Below are 17142 nucleotides of genomic sequence, written 5' to 3' on the forward strand. Positions count from 1 at the left end.
CGCATCAGACGGCTTCCTCGGCCAGCAGCAACGCCTGCAACTCGCTGACCACCCGTTCCGGCAAGAGCGTCTCGAAACAGGGTTTGTGGCGGTCGCCCGAACCGGCACCCGGACCCGTGGCGCACAAGTGGACCTGGGAACGGCCATAGGCCCCCACCCGTCCCGGCAAGGTTGGCCCGTAGAGCGAGATGGTCGGCACATCCAGGGCCGCGGCCAGATGACCGAGGCCGGTGTCGACCGCCACGCAGGCGCTGGCACCGGCGATCACCTTGGCCACGCCGGCCAGGTTCAATCTGGGCAGCAACGCGGCATTGTCCAGGCCGGCGACAATGCGCTCGGCGCGCGCCTGCTCGACCTCGTTACCCCACGGCAGGCGCACCGCCCAGCCGAGCGCGTTCATGCGTTCGGCCAGTTCGCGCCAGCAGGCTTCCGGCCAGTGCTTGCTCGGCCAGGTGGTGCCGTGCAGGAACAGCAGATACGGCTGCTCCACCGCACCGGCCAGGCGCGCACGATTCAGCCCATAGTCGCCGATGCCCGCCGGCAGCGGATAGCCCAGCGCCTGGGCGAACAACTGGCGCACCCGCTCCAGCGCGTGCTGCTCGCGCGGCACGCTGTAACGGCGGTCGTAGAAGCGGCTGGCGATCGGCTCGCGCGCGGAGTCCGGCCCCAGGCCGGCCACCGGCGCCTTGACGTAACGGGTCAACCAGGCACTCTTCAGCAGGCCCTGGGCATCGATCACCAGGTCGTAACGGGTTTCCCCCAGGCGCGCCTTGAAGCGGCGCCACTCGCCGTTCTTCAGGGTCTGCCAGAGGTGCTTGCGCCAACGCCGCAGCGCCAGCGGGATTACCTGGGCGACGGCCGGGTGCCAGGCGGGAATCTCGGCGAAGCCCTCCTCCACCACCCAGTCGAACTGGATACCGGGAATCGCCCGCGCCGCGTCGGTGAGGGCCGGCAGAGTGTGGATAACATCGCCGAGCGAGGACGTCTTGATCAACAGAACCCGCACTATTGGACCTCAACCGGCTCGATCGGATCGGCTACCAGGCGATCCAGCGCCTGCAGCACCGGCCGCGGTGGCAACTCGCGCAGGCAGTTGTAGTGGCCGTAGCGACAGGTGCGGTCGAAGCAGGGGCTGCACTCGATACCCAGGCGGACGACCTCCACCTGCTCGGCCAGCGGCGGGGTGAACTGCGGCGACGTCGAGCCGTAGACCGCCACCAGTGGACGATTGAGCGCGGCGGCCACATGCATCAGGCCCGAGTCGTTGGAGACCACGGCGCCCGCGCAGGACAGCAGATCGATGGCCTCGGCCAGGCTGGTTTCACCGGCCAGATTGACCGCTTCTTCACGCAGTCCGGGAATCAGCCGCAGGCGGATTTCTTCACCCACCGGATGATCGTTCTTCGAGCCGAACAACCAGACCTGCCAGCCGGTACGGATCTTCGCCTCGGCGACCTGGGCGTAATGCTCGCTCGGCCAGCGCTTGGCCTCGCCGAACTCGGCCCCGGGACAGAGCGCCAGCACCGGTCGATCCAGGCTCAGGCCGAACTTGGCCAGCGCCGCCGCGCGACTGCCTTGGTCGATGTGCAGGGACGGCCGCGGATAAGGTTTCGGCAAATCAACGCCAGGTTCGAATGCCAGCGCCATGAAGCGTTCGATCATCAGCGGGTAACGGTCTTTATCCAGCACGCGCACATCGTTGAGCAGGCCGTAGCGCATCTCGCCCTTCCAGCCGGTGCGCTTGGCGATCCCGGCGAAGAACGGCACCAGCGCCGATTTCAGCGAATTGGGCAGCAGGATGGCCTGATCGTACTGGCCCGCCAGGGATTTGCCGATCTTGCGCCGGGTCGCCAGCTGCAACACGCCATGGCCGAGCGGAAAGCTCAGGGCCTGGCGCACTTCGGGCATGCGCTCGAGAATCGGCCGGCTCCACTCGGGCGCCAGCACATCGATCTCGCAGTCGGGGTGACGCTGTTTCAGGCACTGAAACAGCGTCTGCGCCATCACCATGTCACCGACCCAGCTGGGCCCAACGATCAGTATTTTCATGCTTATTCCAGAAACGACCGGGGAGGCTCGCGCCTCCCGGACAGATTCAACACTCAACTATCAGCCTCAACAGGCGATGGGTATCGCTGCGCTCAACCTGCGCGGCCCGACCTACGCGGCCCGACCCATCCGACGAAGCGTCCGGTGTGAGGGTTACTTCACCAACGTGCGCCATTCGGCGTGGCCGCTGGTCTTGCCGGCCACCAGGTCGAAATAGGCTTTTTGCAGCTTCTCGGTCACCGGACCACGGCGGCCGGCGCCGATCTGGCGGTCATCGACTTCCCGGATCGGCGTCACTTCGGCGGCGGTGCCGGTGAAGAAGGCCTCGTCGGCGATGTACACCTCGTCGCGGGTGATGCGCTTCTCGACCACCTGAATGCCGTGTTCGGCGGCCAGGGTCAGGATGGTGTTGCGGGTGATGCCGTTGAGGCAGGAGGTGACTTCCGGGGTGTAGATCACGCCGTTACGCACCAGGAAGATGTTCTCGCCCGAGCCTTCGGCCACGTAGCCCTCGGTATCCAGCAGCATGGCCTCGTCGGCGCCGCCGGAGATGGCTTCCTGCAGGGCCAGCATCGAGTTGATGTAGTTGCCGTTGGCCTTGGCCCGGGTCATCGAGATGTTGACGTGATGACGGGTGAAGGAGCTGGTGCGCACCTTGATGCCGATCTGCAGGGCCTCATCGCCCATGTAGGCACCCCAGTTCCAGGCGGCAACGATGACATGCACCTTCAGGCCAGTGGCGCGCAGGCCCATGGCTTCCGATCCGTAGAACACCATGGGGCGGATATAGGCGCTCTCCAGGTTGTTCTCGCGCACCGCGGCACGGGTCGCCTGGTTGATCTCGTCTTTGGAGAAGGGAATCTTCATGCCCATGATATGGGCCGAATCGAACAGCCGGTCGGTATGCGCCTGCAGGCGGAAGATTGCCGTGCCGTCCGGGGTATCGTAGGCGCGCACGCCTTCGAACACGCCCATGCCGTAGTGCAGGGTGTGGGTCAGCACATGGGTGGTCGCGTCACGCCACGGCACCAGCTTGCCGTCATACCAAATCACGCCATCACGATCGGCCATCGACATAGTTGCCTGCTCCTCAAATTCGATTCGTACTTAGTCGCCGGGGCGCCGCGCGCCGGCCAGTCTATATAGCATTCAATTCAGCCCCAGCTCCCGCCAAATGCGCAGCACACTGCGTCTTTGCTCCTGGAACTGGTCGCCGCGCACCACCCCGGGCTGCTTTTGCAATGCCTGGCGATGGGCCGCCGCGCGGTAGGCCTTGTAGGCTTCCTGCAACAGGCCTGCACTCTCGGCGGCCAGCAAGCCAAGGTGCTCCAGCCCTTCCAGAATGCGGATGTTATCGGTGAACTCCAACAGCTCGGGATATTGTCGCGACCAAGCCAAGGCCGCGTATTGCACCATAAATTCAATATCGACGATACCACCGGCATCCTGCTTGAGATCGAAGCAGACCGCGGCCTCGAAGGCATTGGCCGCGGTGCCGGCAGCCGTGGCCCGGGTACCGAGGTTGTCGCGCATCTTCGCGCGCATCTCGCTGACCTCGGCGCGCAGCCGGTCGAGATCACGCTCGCGACCGAGCACCGCCGCGCGCACCGCCTCGAACGCCTTGCCGACCCGCGGGCAACCGACCAACACCCGGGCGCGCACCAGGGCCTGGTGCTCCCAGGTCCAGGCTTCGTTTTCCTGATAGCGCTGGAAGGCGCCCAGCGAGCTGACCAGCAGACCCGCCACCCCCGAGGGGCGCAAGCGCATGTCGACCTCATAGAGTTGGCCGGAGTTGGTCTGGGTGGTCAGCAGGTGGATGATGCGCTGCCCCAGGCGATTGAAGAACTGCGCGCCGTCGATCGGCTTGGCGCCATTGGTCTCGGCCTGGGGATCGCCATCGTGGATAAACACCAGATCCAGGTCCGAGCCATGGCCCAGCTCGATGCCGCCGACCTTGCCGTAACCGACGATGATGAAGTCCGGGTCGCAGGGGCTGCCATCGGCACGCTGCGGCACCCCGTATTTACTGGTGGTATGCCGCCAGGCCAGGGCCAGCACCTGATCGAGGATCGCCTCGGCCAGCCAGGTCAGGTAGTCGCTGACTTTCATCAGCGGCAGGCTGCCGGCGATTTCCGACGCAGCCACACGCAAGCGGTGCGCCAGTTTGAAGTGGCGCAGTGCCTCCATCTGTTGCTCGAGGTCATCTTCGGGAATGCGCATCAGCCGCTCACGCAGCTCGGCGGCCAGTTCCGGCGCCAGCGGCGGCTTGAACAGACGCCCCTCGTTGAGCAATTCGTCGAGCAACAAGGGAAAGCGGGTGATCTGCTCGGCAATCCACGGACTGGCGGCGCAGAGGGTCAGCAGGCGCTGCAAGGCGCCGGGATTCTCCGTCAACAGCACCAGGTAGGCCGAGCGCCGCGCCACCGCCTCGATCAGCGGCAGAACCCGCTCCAGGACCAGATCGGGGTTATCGTGCTCCACCGCCTGCGCCAGCAGCCTGGGCATGAAGGCATCCAGGCGCTCACGACCAAGACGCTGCATGGCTCGCACCTGATTGCCATTGCGCAAGCCGGCCAGGCGCTGCCACGCGGACTGGGGTTCGCTGAACCCGGCTTCGGCCAGCTGACGACAGGCCGCGGCTTCGTCCTGCACATCGTCCCACAGCGGCAGCCACTCACCGCCGACCACTTCATCGTCGGCGGTTTCGGCGTCCTCATCGGGGTCGGCGATCACCTGACGGAAATGCCAGTCGATCCGACCACGCCAGTGCATCAGTTGCTCGTGGAACGCCTGCCAGTTGTCAAAGCCCATGATAAAGGCCACCCGCTCACGATCCTGATCATCAGCCGGGAGCATCTGCGTCTGCCGATCATCGATGGCCTGCAGGGCATGCTCGGTATAACGCAGGAAGGCATAGCCATCACGCAGCTCGTCAGTCACCGCCGACGGCAGATAGCCTTGGTCACGCAGGGTGTTGAGCACCGCAAACAGCGAACGCTGCTGCAGGCTCAGATCGCGCCCACCATGAATCAGCTGAAAGGCCTGGGCGATAAACTCCACCTCGCGAATGCCGCCGGCACCCAGCTTGATGTTCTCGGCCATGCCCTTGCGCCGCACTTCCTGCTGGATCAGCTGCTTCATGGTGCGCAACGCTTCGATCGCGGAGAAGTCCAGGTAGCGCCGATAGACGAAGGGTCGCAGCATCTCCAGCAACTGCGCGCCGGCCACCGGGTCACCGCCGACCACCCGCGCCTTGATCATCGCGTAGCGCTCCCAGTCGCGACCCTGATCCTGGTAGTACTGTTCCAGCGCATTGAAGCTGAACACCAGCGAACCCGAGGAGCCATAGGGGCGCAGGCGCATGTCGGTGCGGAAGACGAAGCCGTCGACGGTGATCACGTCCAGCGCCTTGATCAGGCGCTGACCGAGGCGAATGAAGAACTCCTGATTGTCCAGCGGACGCTTGACCCCTTCGGTCTCGCCGCCCTCCGGGTAGCCGAAGATCAGGTCGATGTCCGAAGACAGATTCAGTTCAAAGGCGCCCAGCTTGCCCATGCCGAGCACCACCAGGTGCTGGGCCTGCCCGCTACGCCGGCCGATGGGCGTGCCGAACTGGGTGCAATGCCGGGGATAGAGCCAGTGATAGGCCAGATCGATGCAAGCATCGGCCAGCTCCGAGAGATCGCGACAGGTTTCGACCAGGTCGGCCTGGCGACTGATGTCGCGCCAGATGATGCGCACCTGCTGGCGATTGCGGAATCGCCGCAGGCGCCGGCCCAGCTCGTCTTCATCGGCGCAATCGAGTAACGCGGCCGCCAGCTGTCCACGTAGCTCGCCAGCCTGCAGCGCGCGCTCCAACTCGCCGGAGGCGGCCAGATCCAGAAGCATCTGCGGGTCGCGCCGGGCTTGCTCGACGACGAAATCGCTGACCGCCGCCACGCGCCGGAGCACCTCGCGGCGCGCACTCGGCCAGGCGGCAAGCTCGGCCGCGGCAGCCGAGCATTCGGCGAAAGCCGCCTTTAGGGACTGTTCGGCACGCTGGGCCAGGGGAGCAAGAGTGGCGGGTAAAGAAGCCAACGCGGGCAGGCTCATGGTCTATCCTTTTTGGCGAACTGCAAGTGACACGCACAAAGCCGGAAACCCTCTCACTTGACGCGATGCGCGCAACAAACAGACAAATAAATTGTAGTTTTGCTACGAAAGATTGTATCCAAAGGGCTGAAATCGCCGTCGATATGTAGTAAAACTACACAGAGCCGGCCCTATCCCCGGTATATCCAAGAATTCACGTGCCCGCCCACAAAGCCGGTCACGAATCCTGGCCTCCGATTCTGGAAGCCTTTCCGCCCTGGAGCAAGCCATGCAAGACCTCGATCCCGTCGAAACCCAGGAATGGCTGGACGCCCTTGAGTCTGTTCTCGACAAGGAAGGCGAAGACCGCGCGCATTACCTGATGACCCGTCTCGGCGAACTGGCCACCCGTAGTGGTTCCCAGTTGCCCTATGCGATCACCACGCCGTACCGCAACACCATCCCGGTAACCCACGAAGCACGCATGCCTGGCGACCTGTTCATGGAACGCCGCATTCGCTCGCTGGTACGCTGGAACGCCCTGGCCATGGTGATGCGCACCAACCTGAAAGATCCGGATCTGGGCGGCCACATCTCCAGCTTCGCGTCGTCCGCGACCCTCTATGACATTGGCTTCAACTACTTCTTCCAGGCCCCGACCGACGAGCACGGCGGCGACCTGATCTTCTTCCAGGGTCATGCCTCGCCGGGCGTCTACGCCCGCGCCTTCATGGAAGGCCGGATCAGCGAAGAGCAGCTCGACAACTTCCGCCAGGAAGTCGATGGCAAGGGTCTGTCGTCCTATCCGCACCCCTGGCTGATGCCGGACTTCTGGCAGTTCCCCACAGTGTCCATGGGCCTGGGGCCGATCCAGGCGATCTACCAGGCACGCTTCATGAAGTACCTGGAAGACCGCGGCTACATCCCGGCCGGCAAGCAGAAGGTCTGGTGCTTCCTCGGCGACGGCGAGTGCGACGAGCCGGAATCCCTCGGCGCCATCTCCCTGGCCGGCCGCGAGAAGCTGGACAACCTGATCTTCGTCATCAACTGCAACCTGCAGCGCCTCGACGGCCCGGTACGCGGCAACGGCAAGATCATCCAGGAACTCGAAGGCGTGTTCCGCGGCGCCCAGTGGAACGTCAACAAGGTGGTCTGGGGTCGTTTCTGGGATCCGCTGCTGGCCAAGGACACCGACGGCATCCTGCAACGCCGGATGGATGAAGTGATTGACGGCGAGTATCAGAACTACAAGGCCAAAGACGGCGCCTTCGTCCGCGAGCATTTCTTCAACACGCCCGAACTCAAGGCGATGGTCGAAGACCTCTCCGACGACGAGATCTGGAAGCTCAACCGTGGCGGCCACGACCCGTACAAGGTCTATGCGGCCTACCATGACGCGGTCAACCACAAAGAACAGCCGACCGTGATCCTGGCCAAGACCATCAAGGGTTACGGCACCGGCGCGGGCGAAGCGAAGAACACCGCGCACAACACCAAGAAGGTCGACGTCGCCAGCCTCAAGCAGTTCCGCGACCGCTTCGACATCCCGGTCCAGGACGACGAACTGGAGAACCTGCCGTTCTTCAAGCCGAAACCCGGCAGCGCCGAATACAAGTACCTGCACGAGCGCCGCGCCGCCCTCGGTGGTTTCGTACCGCAGCGCCGCGCCAACAGTTTCAGCATCCCGACCCCGCCCCTGGATACCCTCAAGGCCATCCTCGACGGTTCCGGCGATCGTGAAATCTCCACCACCATGGCCTTTGTGCGGGTCCTCGCCCAGCTGCTCAAGGACAAGGAACTCGGCCAGCGCATCGTGCCGATCATCCCGGACGAGGCGCGCACCTTCGGCATGGAAGGCATGTTCCGCCAGCTCGGCATCTATTCCTCGGTCGGCCAGCTGTATGAGCCGGTGGACAAGGATCAGGTGATGTTCTACCGCGAGGACAAGAAGGGTCAGATCCTCGAGGAAGGCATCAACGAAGCCGGCGCCATGAGCTCCTTCATCGCCGCGGGCACCAGCTACAGCTGTCACAACCAGCCGATGCTGCCGTTCTATATCTTCTATTCGATGTTCGGTTTCCAGCGTATCGGCGACCTGGCCTGGGCGGCCGGCGACAGCCGCACCCGCGGCTTCCTGATCGGCGGCACCGCCGGGCGCACCACGCTCAACGGCGAAGGCCTGCAGCACGAAGACGGTCACAGCCACATCATGGCCTCGACCATCCCCAACTGCCGCACGTTCGACCCGACCTACGGCTACGAGCTGGCGGTGATCATCCGCGAAGGCACGCGGCAGATGATCGAAGAGCAGCAGAACGTCTTCTACTACATCACCGTGATGAACGAGGCGTATCAGCAGCCGGCCATGCCTGCAGGTGTCGAGGCAGGCATCGTCAAGGGCATGTACCTGCTCGAAGAGGACAAGAAGGAAGCCGCCCATCACGTGCAGCTGCTCGGCTCCGGCACCATCCTGCGCGAAGTGCGCGAGGCGGCGAAAATCCTCCGTGAAGAGTTCAACGTCGGCGCCGATGTGTGGAGCGTCACCAGCTTCAACGAACTGCGTCGCGATGGCCTGGCCGTGGAGCGCAACAACCGCCTGCATCCCGAGCAGAAGCCCAAGCTGTCGTATGTCGAGCAGTGCCTGACCGGCCGCCAAGGCCCGGTCATTGCCAGCACCGACTACATGAAGCTGTTCGCCGACCAGATCCGCCAGTGGGTCCCGAGCAAGGAATACAAGGTGCTGGGCACCGACGGTTTCGGCCGTAGCGACAGCCGCAAGAAGCTGCGTCACTTCTTCGAAGTGGATCGCAACTGGGTGGTCCTGGCCGCCCTCGAAGCCCTCGCCGACCGCGGTGATATCGAACCTAAAGTGGTGGCCGAGGCCATCGCCAAGTTCGGCATCAACCCGGAAAAACTCAACCCACTGGACTGTTAAGGAGACGCACTGTGAGCGAACTAATCCGCGTACCCGATATCGGCAGTGGTGAAGGCGAAGTCATCGAGCTGTTCGTCAAGGTCGGCGATCGCATCGAAGCCGAACAGAGCCTGCTGACCCTCGAGTCGGACAAGGCCAGCATGGAAATCCCGGCACCGAAAGCCGGGGTGATCAAGAGCCTGAAAGTCAAACTGGGCGACCGCCTGAAAGAAGGCGACGAGCTGCTCGAGCTGGAAGTCGAAGGCGCCAGCGCAGCCGCTCCGGCTCCGGCGGCAGCAGCGGCAGCACCTGCCGAAGCGCCCAAGGCTGCGGCGCCAGCAGCGGCACCAGCAGCGGCGGCTGAATCGTCCGTGCAGGACATCCATGTACCTGACATCGGTTCGGCCGGCAAAGCCAAGGTCATCGAAGTACTGGTCAAGGCCGGCGACAGGGTCGAAGCCGAGCAGTCGCTGATCACCCTGGAATCGGACAAGGCCAGCATGGAAATCCCCTCGCCGGTTGCCGGCGTGGTGGAAAGTGTCGTGGTCCAGCTGGACGCCGAAGTCGGCACCGGCGACCTGATCCTCAAGCTGAAAGTGGCCGGGGAAGCGGCTGCTCCAGCTGCGACCCAGGCACCGGCTGCAGCTCCAGCGCAACCGGCCGAGGGACACAAAACCCCTGCCGGCGCCGACCCTGCAGTCATCGCCGAGGTCAACGCCATCGCCAAGCTGTCGGCAGCAGCCGCCAGTGCGGCAGCCGCGCCTGCAGTTGCTCGCGGCGACAAGGTGCATGCCGGCCCGGCCGTGCGCCAGCTGGCCCGCGACTTCGGCGTGGAACTGTCGGGCGTACCTGGCAGCGGCCCGAAAGGCCGGATTCTCAAGGAAGATGTGCAGGTGCACGTCAAGGCGATGCTGCAGAAGGCCAAGGAGGCACCCGCTGGCGCCACTGGCGGCGCCGGCATTCCGCCGATCCCGGTGGTGGACTTCAGCAAGTTCGGTGAAATCGAAGAAGTGGCCATGACCCGCCTGATGCAGATCGGCGCCGCCAACCTGCACCGCAGCTGGCTCAATGTGCCGCATGTGACCCAGTTCGACTCGGCCGACATCACCGAACTGGAAGCCTTCCGCGTCGCGCAGAAAGCCGTGGCCGAGAAAGCCGGGGTCAAGCTCACCGTGCTGCCGCTGCTGCTCAAGGCCTGCGCCTTCCTGCTCAAGGAACTGCCGGACTTCAACAGCTCGCTGGCACCAAGCGGCAAGGCGATCATCCGCAAGAAATACGTGAACATCGGCTTCGCCGTGGACACCCCGGAGGGTCTGCTGGTCCCGGTAATCAAGAACGTCGACCAGAAGAGCCTGCTGCAACTTGCGGCTGAGGCAGCCGCCCTGGCGGAAAAAGCGCGGAGCAAGAAACTCGCCGCCGACGACATGCAAGGTGCCTGCTTCACCATCTCCAGCCTCGGCCATATCGGCGGTACCGGCTTCACGCCGATCGTCAACGCGCCGGAAGTGGCGATCCTCGGCGTCAGCAAGGCGACCATCCAGCCGGTCTGGGACGGCAAGGCCTTCCAGCCCAAGCTGATGCTGCCGCTGTCGCTGTCCTACGACCACCGGGTGATCAATGGCGCTGCTGCCGCACGCTTTACCAAGCGCCTCGGCGATGTGCTGGCAGATATCCGCACCATGCTGCTGTAACCCCAAGCTTCAATTTTCGAGCACGCCACGCTCGTCCCTCAACCCCGCCCTGTTTGGCGGGGTTTTTTTTGGGTGCTGTACCCGTTACGGGTTGTACGCCAAGGCAGGGGGGCCGGGGAGTTTAGTCAGCTAAATGACCCTGTTTCTCACCGAGCGCAACGCCGCAGCGGGCGTTTAGAGGCGGTCGCAGTAGGCGAGAGTTTTTACAGCCTCTCACTCGCACGCGTAGCCCTGCATATCCAGGGCTTCCTGCAGATGATCCGCAAGAAAAGGATGGGCGATCAGGTACTCGGCGGTGCTTGGATTCCAGTCGTCCTGCGCCTGCTCGAGCAATTCCGACCAGTCCTCCAGCGTGCCGTCGCCACGCCCCAGCCAGAGCAATGCCACGACCTGTTGCTGCTGATCAGGTTCCAGGTCATCGATAATCGACTTGAACTCGAGGAATACCTCGTCATCCGCATGGTCGGCGAGTACCTGCATCGCCCAGTCGTCGCTGGGACTGGTCGGCTGTTCGGGAATGACCACCGCCTCTTTGGCATGAAACACCCGGGCGAGGGCTATCAGTCGGCAAACAGTATCGGGATTGACGTCCAGCATCGGTGCGCCCCCTTCTCTTCAGCGCTGTCAGCGGTTCACCTAAAGCATCGTCCTGGCCGATGGATTTTTCCAGCCCTGGCGCCCCCGCGGCGCCAGGCGGTACAGCGCCTGCAACGCTCAGAGGTTGTGAAAATATCGAGCGCCGTCGCGAGACCATCTCCAGGCCTTCGCAGCGCAACGTCGGCAGCGGGCGCCTGGAGGCGGTCGCAGCAGGCGGGAGTTTTTCACAAGCTATCAGTCCTTCTGCACCTTGCGGATCAGAAAGCTCAGCGCCTTGGCCAGTTCGGCCGCACCCTGGTGATCGCGCACGATGGTCAGCAGCGGGCTGCCATCGACGGGGTTGTACAGCACGCAGCTGATGCCGCTGGAGGGGCAGTCGTAACGGATAAACGGGTCGACGCCGAACAGCGCAAGGCGCTGGTTGCGCACGGCCATGTCGCTGCCTTGGCCACGGATCTCCTCGCGCAGTATCAGTTCGCCGGGCGCGCCAAGGCGCAACTGGTAGAGCAGGTCCTGAGGTTGCGCCTGGCCCACCTGATAGCCGGCACGCAGGGCGTAGGTGGTCAGCAGCGCGTTGCTGTGCAAGAGCAGGGCCTGGCGCTCGTCCTGACTCAGGTACAGACGCTTCAAGCCGGCCAGATAACCGGCCTGTTCGGCACTGCTCAGCCCCGCTGCCGGTTCGCTGGCCAAGGCCTGCGGTGCAACCAGGCAGCCAAGCAAACACACGGTATGAATTAGTTTTCTTGTCAGTCGCAAATGCATGATGCACCCTTACTCGACGCTATAGTGAAGTGGGCTCAACCCTCGCCTCAGCCAGCATACTGGAAGCCAGCCGCTTGATGAAAAGCCATACCGATGCCGTGAGCCGGTTAGCATCCGAGGTTGTGACACAGTTACCAGTGCCGTCGAGGCTCGGCATGCTGCGCTTCGAACGTTTGAACGAAGCCAGTTGGGCGCTGCTGTTTCTCGACCCGGCCTGCGAACGCCAGTTCGGCATCCCCGCCAGCGAACTCTGCGCACTGATCGATGCCCCCTATGCTTGCCTGATGGAGCCTGAAGCTCGCCATCGGTTGCATGACAGCATTCAGCTGCAACTGGCGCGGCAAGCGCATTATCGGGTGAATTACACCCTGCATACCGCGCACGGCCCCGTCGGCCTGGTGGAAATGGGCGAACCGTTCAAGCAACACGGCCGTCAACTGCTGCGCGGCTACCTGATAGTCACCGCTGAAAGCAGCGCCCCCGGCCAGCCCGCGTCGGGCAGCGAGGATCTGCAGCGACAGCAGCGCTCGCGTGCCCAGCAAAGCCTGATAGTACGCCTGGCGCGCCAGCGCTACACCACCAGCGATCCGCTGCGCGAAGCCGCCGAACTGATCACTCGCACAGCCTGCAGTGTCTATAACGTAGCGCGGGCGAGCATCTGGAATCTGAAAGGTGCCAGTCTTGAGCCCGTGGCCCTGTTTTGCCGCGATGTCGACTGCCATGAACGCGCCATGCCGATCGAAATCGACGCGTTCCCCGCCTACCTGCAAGCACTGCAAGGTGGCCGGGCGATCGACGCCCATGACGCCTCTCTCGACCCACGCACCCGTGAGATGTCTGCGAGCTACCTGCAACCAATGGGCATCGAGGCCATGCTCGATGCCAGTATCCGGGTCGACGGAGAAGTGGTCGGCGTGCTGTGCCTGGAACACACAGACTCTCGGCGTGTCTGGCAGGACGACGAAGTCGCCTTTGCCGGCGAACTGGCCGATCAGTACGCACAAGTGCTGAGCAATCAGCAACGGCGCAGCGCCACCAGTGAACTGCATCTGTTCAAGCGCGCGGTTGAGCAAAGCGCCAGCGCCTTTATCCTGATCGACCGCGACGGTCTGGTGGAATACGTCAACCCGAGCTTTACCGCCATCACCCTGTACAGCTCCTCCGAGGTACAAGGCCGCCGCCTGTCCGAACTGCCGGCCCTGGAAAACCTCGGCGAGCTGCTCTTCGATGCGCCCACCAGCCTCAGCGAACACAACAGCTGGCAAGGCGAATTCAAGAGCCGGCGCAAGAACCTCGATCCCTACTGGGGACAATTGTCGATCTCCAAGGTGCATGCCGACGACGGCACCCTGACCCACTACATCGGCATCTACGAAGACGTCACCGAAACCAAACAGGCCCAGCAACGCATCGAGCGCCTGGCCTACAGCGACAGCCTCACCGGCCTGGGTAACCGCTACGCCTTTATCCGCGCCCTGGAACACCGCTTTGCCAGCGATGACGGCAAACCGTTCAGCCTGCTGCTGGTGGACATTGACAATTTCAAGCGGATCAACGACAGCCTCGGCCACCAGACCGGCGACAAGCTGCTTATCAGTCTGGCCAGGCGCCTGCGCAACAGCCTCACGCCGAGCGGTATCCTCGCGCGCTTCGCCAGCAACGAATTCGCTATCCTGCTGGAAACCGCCGACCTGGCTGGCGCCCAACAGTTGGCCCACCAGGTGCTGCACACCCTGGACAAGCCACTGTTCGTCGACAACCAATTGATCAGCGTCACCGGCTCGGTGGGCGTGGCCAGCACGCCAGAGCACGGAGCCGACCCACACACCCTGATGAAGCATGCCGGCCTGGCGTTGCACAAGGCCAAGGCCAACGGCAAGCACCAGTTGCAGGTCTTCACCGAGGTACTGAACGCCGAGGCCGACTACAAACTGTTCGTCGAAAACAACCTGCGCCGCGCGCTGACCCAGAACGAGCTGGACGTGTTCTATCAACCCAAACTGTGCCTGAAGACTGGCCAGCTGCTCGGCATGGAGGCGCTGCTGCGCTGGCACCATCCTGAGAAAGGCATGATCCAGCCGGACCAGTTCATCGGCGTGGCCGAGGAAACCGGGCTGATCATCCCCATCGGCAAATGGGTGGTGCGCCAGGCCTGCCACATGAGCAAGCAGTTGACCGCCGCCGGCCTCGGCAACCTGCAGGTGGCGATCAACCTGTCGCCCAAGCAGTTCTCCGATCCCGACCTGGTTGGCTCGATCGCCGCGATCCTGCATGAGGAGCAGCTGCCTCCCGCCTTGCTGGAGCTGGAATTGACCGAAAGCCTGCTGCTGGAGGCCACCGACGACACCCGCCATCAACTCAGCCGCTTGAAAAGCCTGGGCCTGACCCTGGCGATGGACGATTTCGGCACCGGCTATTCGTCGCTCAGCTACCTGAAGAAATTCCCCATCGACGTGATCAAGATCGACCGCAGCTTCATCAAGGACATCCCGGAAAACCAGGACGACATGGAGATCACCTCGGCAGTGATCGCCATGGCGCATAAACTGAAACTCAAGGTAGTCGCCGAAGGCATCGAAACCGCCGCGCAACTGAGCTTTCTGCGTCGCCAGCACTGTGACATCGGCCAGGGCTACCTGTTCGACCGGCCGATCGCAGGAAGCGAGCTGATCGCCAGACTGCAGCGCTACCCCTGCCGTTAGACGATCCTGACCACGACCTGTAACGCCGCGCCATGCACGCGGTCTACCCATATACCCGCTTATGTCGAGGAAATCGCTCATGGTTCTGCGTTCGCAAATTCTTGCCCACCAACTCGAACTGCCCAGCGCCGAGCAGGCACTGCCCGGCCGTGATACGCCGCTGCCCGTGCCGGAGACCCATTACGTCAATGGCCACCCCCTGCAGGCGCCCTTCCCGGCAGGCATGCAGCAGGCGGTGTTCGCCCTTGGCTGTTTCTGGGGTGCCGAGCGACGTTTCTGGCAGCAACCGGGGGTGTGGACCACCGCCGTCGGCTACGCCGGCGGCCATACGCCCAACCCGACCTACGAGGAAGCCTGCTCCGGCCTGACCGGTCACACCGAAGCGGTGCTGGTGGTATTCGACCCGCAACAGATCAGTTACGAGGCGCTGCTGAAAGTCTTCTGGGAAGCGCACAACCCGACCCAGGGCATGCGCCAGGGCAACGACGTCGGCAGCCAGTACCGCTCGGCGATCTACTGCTATGGTGCCGAGCAGCTGGCCGCCGCCAAAGCCAGCCAGGCACAGTTTCAAGCCGAGCTGGAACAGGCCGGCTTCGGCCCCATCACCACCGAAATCGCCGAAGCCCCGCCCTTCTACTATGCCGAGGCCTACCACCAGCAATACCTGGCGAAGAATCCCGGTGGCTATTGTGGCCTGGGCGGTACAGGGGTGTGTTTGCCGGCATGACGGCGGGTCATTGCAGCGGAGAAAAACTGCTGGCCTGGGCCATTTGCCACATGCGTGAGTAGAACTCGCCAGACACCTCGCCACTGAGCAGCTGGCCCGGCGCAAGGAACACGTGCAGCTGCGAATACAGCTTGATCTCACTGGCCGACATGCGCCGCACCAGATGCTTGGCCTCCAGCTGCTCGGGATGCTCAAGACCTGCAGCCGCGAGCATCTCGGCCAGGCCCTTGAGGGTATTGCGATGAAAACTGCGCACCCGCTCGGCCTTGTCCGGCACCACCAGGGCGCGCTGGCGCAACGGATCCTGGGTGGCCACGCCGGTCGGGCATTTGTTGGTGTGGCACGCCTGGCTCTGGAGGCAGCCGATGGCAAACATGAAACCACGCGCCGAGTTGGCCCAGTCGGCCCCTATCGCCAGCACGCTGGCGATGTCAAAAGCGCTGACGATCTTGCCGCTGGCACCGATCTTGATCTGCTCGCGCAAGCCGATACCGACCAGGGTGTTATGCACGAACAACAGCCCTTCACGTAGCGGTACGCCGATATGGTCGGTGAACTCCAGCGGTGCGGCGCCCGTGCCGCCCTCCTTGCCGTCCACCACGATGAAGTCCGGCAGAATCCCGGTTTCCAGCATGGCCTTGGCGATGCCCATGAATTCCCAGGGATGCCCCAGGCAGAACTTGAACCCCACCGGTTTACCGGCTGACAACTCACGCAATTGGGCAATGAACCGCAGCAGTTCGATCGGCGTGGCAAAGGCACTGTGCCGCGCCGGCGAAATGCAATCCTGGCCCATTGGCACACCGCGGGTCAGGGCAATTTCAGCGCTGACCTTGTGCTTGGGCAGAATGCCGCCATGCCCCGGCTTGGCGCCCTGGGACAGCTTGATCTCGATCATTTTCACCTGCGGATTTGCCGCCTGCTCGGCAAAGCGCTGCGGATCGAAACTGCCATCCTCATGGCGACAGCCGAAGTAACCGCTACCCAACTCCCACACCAGATCGCCAGCGTGCTCGCGGTGATAGGGGCTGATGCTGCCCTCGCCGGTGTCGTGATAGAAACCGCCCAGCCTGGCGCCCTGATTCAATGCACGAATAGCGTTGGCACTGAGCGAGCCAAAGCTCATCGCCGAAATATTGAACAGCGACGCCGAATACGGCTGGGTACATTGCGGCCCGCCGATGCTCACCCGGAACGTCTCGGGGTCGACATGCAGGGCCGGCAGCATGGAATGGCCGATAAACTCGAAGCCACTCTGGTAAACATCGGCCAGGGTACCGAATGCCTTGTCTGCACTCTGGTTTTTGGCCCGCGCATACACCAGCGAACGCTGTGCACGGGAGAACGGCAATTGATCGCCGTCAGCCTCCAGCAGGTACTGGCGGATTTCTGGACGGATCGCCTCGACCAGGTAGCGGATATTGCCGAGAACCGGGTAGTTACGCCGCACCGCCTGGCGCGTCTGCAGCAGGTCATTGAGGCCTATCGCACTCAGCAAGGCGATTATCGATGCCAGCCCCCACAGCCACTCATGCGAGCCGACAAAAGGCAGGCTGCCCAAGGTGAACAACACGCAGAACGCAAAGAAGGCATAGCGGTTCAACAGCGACAAACTCATATCAACTCCTG

Annotated in this window: 10 protein-coding genes and 2 pseudogenes; 5 read left to right on the forward strand and 7 right to left on the reverse strand. The window is 63.4% G+C overall.

The window, feature by feature from the left end; genetic code table 11:
* Positions 1-4: 4 nt before the first annotated feature.
* The 4 genes from waaC to glnE form a co-directional block, all read right to left on the reverse strand.
* Complete coding sequence (gene waaC / locus R3355_RS03160) at positions 5-1006, reverse strand: lipopolysaccharide heptosyltransferase I (RefSeq protein ID WP_318960020.1); 1002 nt, start codon at positions 1004-1006, stop codon at positions 5-7.
* Entirely contained in the window at positions 1006-2049 is a 1044-nt protein-coding gene (waaF, locus tag R3355_RS03165; RefSeq protein ID WP_318960021.1) for a lipopolysaccharide heptosyltransferase II, read from the reverse strand. Before waaF ends, waaC begins: the two co-directional genes overlap by 1 nt.
* A 153-nt stretch (positions 2050-2202) precedes the next feature.
* A complete protein-coding gene (locus tag R3355_RS03170; protein ID WP_318960022.1) occupies positions 2203-3126 on the reverse strand; it encodes a branched-chain amino acid transaminase in 924 nt (307 codons plus the stop codon).
* A 72-nt stretch (positions 3127-3198) separates the two neighbouring features.
* Positions 3199-6141: a bifunctional [glutamate--ammonia ligase]-adenylyl-L-tyrosine phosphorylase/[glutamate--ammonia-ligase] adenylyltransferase gene (gene glnE / locus R3355_RS03175; protein WP_318960023.1), complete on the reverse strand. Its 2943-nt coding sequence runs from the start codon at positions 6139-6141 to the stop codon at positions 3199-3201.
* A gap of 268 nt (positions 6142-6409) precedes the next feature.
* Here glnE and aceE point away from each other — a divergent pair, with 268 nt between their 5' ends.
* A complete protein-coding gene (gene aceE, locus R3355_RS03180) occupies positions 6410-9055 on the forward strand; it encodes a pyruvate dehydrogenase (acetyl-transferring), homodimeric type (protein ID WP_318960024.1) in 2646 nt (881 codons plus the stop codon).
* A gap of 11 nt (positions 9056-9066) precedes the next feature.
* Positions 9067-10725: a dihydrolipoyllysine-residue acetyltransferase gene (gene aceF, locus R3355_RS03185; protein ID WP_318960025.1), complete on the forward strand. Its 1659-nt coding sequence runs from the start codon at positions 9067-9069 to the stop codon at positions 10723-10725.
* Positions 10726-10938: 213 nt separating this feature from the next.
* Here the strand turns inward: aceF and R3355_RS03190 are convergent, their stop codons facing one another.
* On the reverse strand, positions 10939-11322 hold the full coding sequence (locus tag R3355_RS03190; protein ID WP_318960026.1) for a DUF3775 domain-containing protein: 384 nt from the start codon (positions 11320-11322) through the stop codon (positions 10939-10941).
* 234 nt (positions 11323-11556) lie between these two features.
* Complete coding sequence (locus R3355_RS03195; RefSeq protein WP_318960027.1) at positions 11557-12084, reverse strand: hypothetical protein; 528 nt, start codon at positions 12082-12084, stop codon at positions 11557-11559.
* A gap of 77 nt (positions 12085-12161) precedes the next feature.
* Between R3355_RS03195 and R3355_RS03200 the strand changes: the two are divergent.
* The 3 genes and pseudogenes from R3355_RS03200 to msrA form a co-directional block, all read left to right on the forward strand.
* Positions 12162-13919, forward strand: a pseudogene (locus R3355_RS03200) (diguanylate cyclase domain-containing protein); the annotation flags it as partial.
* Between the two features lie 168 nt (positions 13920-14087).
* Positions 14088-14786: pseudogene (locus R3355_RS24275) on the forward strand (putative bifunctional diguanylate cyclase/phosphodiesterase); the annotation flags it as partial.
* 79 nt (positions 14787-14865) lie between these two features.
* Positions 14866-15513, forward strand: coding sequence for a peptide-methionine (S)-S-oxide reductase MsrA (msrA, locus tag R3355_RS03205; RefSeq protein WP_318946211.1), 648 nt, complete (start codon positions 14866-14868; stop codon positions 15511-15513).
* Positions 15514-15520: 7 nt separating this feature from the next.
* Here the strand turns inward: msrA and R3355_RS03210 are convergent, their stop codons facing one another.
* A complete protein-coding gene (locus R3355_RS03210) occupies positions 15521-17131 on the reverse strand; it encodes an FMN-binding glutamate synthase family protein (RefSeq protein WP_318960029.1) in 1611 nt (536 codons plus the stop codon).
* Positions 17132-17142: the final 11 nt, after the last annotated feature.

This window comes from Pseudomonas sp., assembly GCF_033723075.1.
Classification (GTDB): domain Bacteria; phylum Pseudomonadota; class Gammaproteobacteria; order Pseudomonadales; family Pseudomonadaceae; genus Aquipseudomonas.